Raw genomic sequence first — 3720 nt, forward strand, 5'->3', positions numbered from 1 at the left:
ATCGGTGAGTGCTTCGTAAATGTGAAAAAGAATTTCATGAGAAAGATGACTACAGCTAATATTGCTACGCAAGTTCCATTTACTAACGTGGATTTAAAGTCTGACAGCTCACTTGCTCGCTACTATGGCCAAAATCAGTTATCAAACAATATCATTACACTGGATCGAAAACGTGATCTGAATACGGGTTCAGGTGTTGTACTTGGTTCTTCTGGTTCTGGTAAATCTACTACGATTAAAGGTGGAGAAGTCATTCCAACTTTGCTGAAATATCCAGAAGATCGAGTAATCATTGTAGATCCCGAAGATGAATATTCTGATATTGGCCGTGCTTTCGGTGCTCAGATGGTGGATATTTCGATTGGATCTAAAACACATATCAATCTCTTAGATCTACCGGATCTAGAGCGTTTAGACGATGAGGATGACGATCCGATTGGAGATAAAGCAAACTTGTTGATGGGATTATTTGAATCGATTCTATCTGAGGTAACAGATGCACAGATTGGGATTATTGACCGGGTAACAGGTGTGACTTATGAACGTTATTTGACAGATGATTTTACTCCAACGCTAAAAGAGTGGCATCAAGTATTGAAGGAACAACCAGAGCCAGAAGCTCAAGATTTAGCTTTGGCGGTAGAAACCTATACAAATGGTTCTCAAGATATTTTTGCTCACAATACAAACGTGGATCTTAATCATCGCTTTGTTATCTTTAATCTGAAGAAGTTGTCGCACAAATTGAAGCCGTTCGCTTTGATGGTTATTCAGGATTATATCTGGAATCAAATTGTAGAGAATCAAGGAAAATGTACTACATGGGTTTACTTTGATGAGATGCAGATTCTATTTAAGAATAAAGCTCAAGCTGACTTCTTTACTACGTTATATTCACGTATTCGGAAATACGGTGCGATTCCAACAGGAATTACCCAGAACGTAGAAACTTTAGCTGCTGTTGAAGAAGGTCGAAAATTGCTCTCCAACAGCGAGTTCATGATTTTACTAAAACAAAAACCCCAGGATTTGGCTATCTTAAAAGAGATTGTTAACTTGACTGACAAACAGATTCGCTACTTGGCTCGACCAAAAGCTAAAGGTACTGGCTTAATTGTAGCAGGGCCAGTTGTAGTGCCATTTGAAAATCCAATACCTAAGAATACTAAGTTATATAACTTAGTCGCAACAGACGCTTAGGAGTCTCACTATGGATCAGGAGAAAGGCAGACCAAAAACAATCGGTCATAAGATAGATCAGAAGCTGGAAACAGTCCGGAAGAATTACCGCACTGTCCAACAAGATAGTGCTATGCGAATGAAAGAGCTAAAGTCACAATCACGTTCTACGAATCGAATAGTTAAGAATAGTCATAAACAATTTAGAGCTTCAAGAGCTAAAGTCAAAAAAATCCAAAAAGAGTATAAGAATATCCAGAAACAGGGAAGAGAGCTTCGCAAAGAAGGGAAAGCCCTTCGTCCCGTAGATATCAAGAAGCAGGCTTTTCTTAAGCAGGAATTGGATAAAGCAAAGCTAGAGAAAAAAGTTTCTAAAAAAACTTATAAAGTTGCCCAAGAGGCTAACGGTGGATCACGGAAGAAGAAGTTTCTTCGTGTGGCCAAACAATCTGTAGAACGAGTTGCTAATCAACAGGCTAGTTCTACGGCTCATCAGGATGATACCCTTTCAGATATAGCACGAACTAAGAATCAGTATCAGGATATTCAGATTCAAGGAAAACGTATTAAAATAATTGGGAAATATAGTGGTAAGCTTGGTCAAGGAGTTGTTAAATCAAGCTATAGTCTAGGAAATAGGTTCTATAATAAGGCTAATGGAAGAGGCTTCACTCGAACCCCAAGAGAATTTTCTTGGGAAGGGAAGTTATCCCGACAGATACAGGTTTATAGAAATCGCTTAGCTGCTTCTAAGACAGGGAAGGCCACTAAGAAGGTTAGAAAGGTCTATCGTTTTGGATCTAAACCAATTAAAGCTATTATCAAAAATCCGTTTGGTTTAAAGGCTTATCTGATTGCTTTTGGTCTGCTTTTGTTTCTGGCAATACTTGGTATTGGTAGTTCAGGAATTACTCGTCAAGATGAGTTTGATATGAATAATACCTGGTTGTATCTTTCAAAATTGGATCGTGAAAAATCGAATGATAAGGTAGATTATTGGACAAAAATTGATGATCCGCTATTGTACTTGAACTATAAGTATGATGATATTTCAGATAAACTTCGTATAGACGGGAACAAGTATTTTTCGCAAAATAATCGTGGGAAACTTTACTTAGATACCTTATGGAAGAATTTGAATGGGGATAAAGATAATCTTAAAACCATGGAAGATCTTTATACTAAAAATGATCTCTATAAGTTGAGTAAGGATGAGTTAGAAGAGTATAAAGAGCTCTTAGAAATTGCTCGAGATAGCGGAAAATATATGTTGCTACAAGAGCTAGATAATCCATTTTATACAGAAGATCAGCCTAAATCGCAAGCACCGCTTCAGATTATTGAGCGCTTTGGTTATAAAACTACGAAGGAAATTTTTAATGGTTCTGTTTTGCAGGCCACAGGTGGACAAACTCTATTAGCTGTTTTAGATGGGAAAGTCGAAGTAAATGGTAATGATCTAGAAATCAGTGATGAGAATTCTAAGTTTCTGTATAAGAATGTAGATACGATTCGTTACAAAACAGGAGATCATGTCAAATCTGGAGATATCATTGGAAAGGTGGCATCTGAAGGAAATCAAACGGTTTATTATCAAAAACTTGAACCTGATCGCTCAAATAAGAAAGACAAAGATGGTAATGTTGAAAAGAGTTGGACTTATGTCAATGTCGGTTTTTACTTTCAGCGTGTAGAGTACACACAAGCAACGTCTGTTGTTAGCAATATTGAAACATCTGGAGAGAAGGGCAAACGTGCAAGAGCTTTTGCGGATGCAATCAAAAAGAATATACCAGAAGCAACTGATGAAGGGATTGCAGCCGTTTTGGGTGGATTTGATATTGAGAGTTCCATCACTTTTAAACGTTATGAGACAGACTTTCTAACCAATAATCAGTTCGATAAAGTTGCTAAAGAACCAACTGCAGAAAATCTAGTTGGTAATTGGGGAGCCTTTCAAGCTATGTACCCTACCTTGCCTCTAAATGAAAGAGGTTATCTAGTCAACGGTTTGCACTATATCGGGATTGGGATTGGTCAATTTACTGGCCCTCGTGCTCTTGCATTGTGGAATTTTGCAAAATCTGTGAATGGAGACATTTGGTCTGCAGAAGTCCAAACAAAATTTCTTCTGGAGGAAGATGATCCAACTAGACGTGCAGCATTCAGAAGAATTGTAACGTCTACTGGATCCGTAGAAGCTCTTGCGGAGGACTTCTTGAATGCTTGGTTAGGAGTTCCAGGAAATAAGCTCTTAGAAAGACAAAATGCAGCCCGTCAATGGTTGAATTTCTTAAAAAATAAAGGAGGAGGTTCAACAGGTGTTTCTAGCAAGCAAGTTCCAGCAGAATATAAAGATAAGCTACCTTATGGACTACCTACCGATCAAGCACTTTTAGAAGGACAAGGCTATTCAGGTAACGCTTATGAACTAGGGAATTGTACCTGGTATGTCTACAATCGCTTTGCTCAGATTGGAATAGGAATTTATCCGTATTTAGGAAATGCCAATCAATGGGTTGATAGCGGTCAAGCTCAAGG

At 38.1% G+C, this 3720-nt stretch carries 2 protein-coding genes; both read left to right on the top strand.

The annotated features are described in order from the left end of the window. A partial coding sequence (locus OCF96_RS09745; protein ID WP_261447041.1) for a VirB4-like conjugal transfer ATPase, CD1110 family occupies positions 1-1200 on the top strand: 1200 nt, incomplete at its 5' end. A 10-nt stretch (positions 1201-1210) separates the two neighbouring features. After that, positions 1211-3720: phage tail tip lysozyme (locus tag OCF96_RS09750; RefSeq protein WP_261447042.1), on the top strand; the 2510-nt coding region annotated here is incomplete at its 3' end.

The sequence above is a fragment of the Streptococcus mitis genome (genome assembly GCF_946190065.1).
Taxonomy (GTDB): Bacteria; Bacillota; Bacilli; order Lactobacillales; family Streptococcaceae; genus Streptococcus; species Streptococcus mitis_DE.